The organism is Vogesella fluminis (genome assembly GCF_014652335.1).
In the GTDB taxonomy this organism is placed as follows: Bacteria; Pseudomonadota; Gammaproteobacteria; order Burkholderiales; family Chromobacteriaceae; genus Vogesella; species Vogesella fluminis.
The window spans coordinates 1-1,328 of sequence record NZ_BMYP01000107.1 but is presented as its reverse complement, the minus strand read 5'-3'; the positions used below and the strand labels follow the sequence as shown (position 1 = coordinate 1,328).

Annotated in this window: 1 protein-coding gene; it reads left to right on the top strand. The window is 58.2% G+C overall.

Features of this window, described 5'->3' with window-relative positions:
- On the top strand, positions 1–859 hold an 859-nt coding region (locus IE083_RS15640; protein WP_189354956.1), incomplete at its 5' end, for an integrase core domain-containing protein.
- Positions 860–1,328 lie beyond the last annotated feature (469 nt).

Here is a 1,328-nt window from a genome sequence, read left to right as displayed (position 1 = left end):
TCACTTCCGGCCAGAAACACTCGTCGGTTGGCACCGACGCTACGTGCAGCGTTACTGGTGGCTGATCTCGGGAAAGCCCAAGCACCACCGGGCAGGTCGGCCTCGAATCGACCCGTCAGTCGAGCAGATCATTCTGGACATCAAGGCAGAGAACCCTCGCTATGGTGCCGAGCGCATTGCCGCCCTGGTCACTGAGCAACTCGGCGTGCCCGTGTCAGAGAGCACGGTGCGTAATGTCCTCAAGCGCAACCCGTCACCCCGTTCACGCCCAGGTCAATCTTGGAAGACCTTCCTCGACAATCACCGGCACCTGCTGACCTCGATGGATTTCAAGGTCACGTTTGACTGGCGTGCACGACCCCTCTACATCTTGTCGGTCATCGACCACCAGCGTCGGCGCCTGGTTCGCTGCGGCAGTACCTACCACCCAACCAGCGACTGGGTAGCGCAGCAGATGCGCGAGGCCTTTCCGTTCGACGAGGCGCCGGCCATGATGCTGATGGACCACGACAGCATCTTCCTACCGATCGTCAAACACACCTTGCCCGCCATGGGCGTCAAGGTCATCCGTACTGCCGTCGGTTGCCCTCAGCAAAACGGAACGGTGGAACGATTCAACCGCACGCTGAGGGAAGAGCTGCTTGATCACGTCATCCCGCTGAACGAGAAACATCTGAACGGCTTGCTTGCGGAGTACCAGCGTTTCTACAACTCAGCACGACCGCACCAGGCCAACGACGGCCAAGCACCGGAGCATCAGGAAGCCGCCAATGATGGCGACCTCTTGCCAGGAACGCTGCGGGCTGACGCCATTCCGTGGCTGGGCGGGTTGCACCACAGCTACCGCCGGGCGGCCTGAGCCAACCCCATCTTTGCCATCCCTTGGGCATCGGTAACGACAGCCGAGGATTGCGCACGTCCGAAGATCACAAAACGGTCACCGACCTACTGAAAAACCACTTCGTCGGTGGTGATTGCTTGATCACTTCGCCGGCAATCGGTCACTCGCAAACTCTACGAAACGCCTGAAAATCACCCGAAATCAGGTTCCGGCGAATTTTTGCACCCTACAGGTCGAGCAGGCGGCGGGTGAGCCAGAGCCGGCGACGTGCTTGGTGCTGGTTCTCGACATCGAGCGCGAGGCGATCTTCGAGAGAGTCGTACAAGACCGTGAGTCGGATAATTTGATCCATAGTAATACAAGTCGGAGTTGACCAAGGTGATAAAGAACCCGACACCAATGACAGACAGAGAGTTTTTTCGGAAGCGGGCCTGTCCGAATTTTTGTGTAAACGGGGTTTCAAATCACATCTGAGGAATGCGTTCCT